Below are 525 nucleotides of genomic sequence, written 5' to 3'. Positions count from 1 at the left end.
GTTCTGTGTATGAGAGATTAGACTCATACACATTGCTGATTTGATTGAAATATTCGTTTACATTTATTCGAAATATATTAATTGCGCTCTTATCGAATGCAACGTCCTTTTTTGCAGCGGTCCACTTTACATCGTTATTAATATTTAATAGCTCCATAATTTTAAACCTTAGTGTTAATTACTCTTTGCAGAACTTTTGCTAGCTTTTGATCGTTGGGTGAAGCTAAAAATGTTTTGTGATCACCTGGAACAGAGTGGATATCTATACCTTTTTTGCCATACTTCCGCCAGCCTAAGTATACACGGTCGTCTAGAAAATAAATTCTTTTTTCTACTCTAAACAGATCTATTTTAAGATCTACAGGCTGTAGTTGATATTTTTTGTAAGCCATTTCGTAGCTTTCATAAACCTCTCTTTTATATGTGAAAACTTCTTTATCTATCTCCTTGTTTTTTAAGAAAATAGGTTTTAGTTTTCTTTTAGATATTCGCAATTGGTAGGATAGAGTCTGCATAGGATTATCC

General features: G+C 32.6%; 1 protein-coding gene. It reads right to left on the bottom strand.

Annotation, left to right across the window (positions count from 1 at the left end; all coding sequences use genetic code 11):
* Positions 1–161 precede the first annotated feature (161 nt).
* A partial coding sequence (locus AC1DG9_RS27695) for a thioesterase domain-containing protein (RefSeq protein ID WP_477635783.1) occupies positions 162–525 on the bottom strand: 364 nt, incomplete at its 5' end.

The sequence above is a fragment of the Pedobacter sp. 05L430 genome, assembly GCF_056397585.1.
Note: the sequence above shows the minus strand (reverse complement) of the source record. Positions and strands in the feature narration are given on the sequence as shown.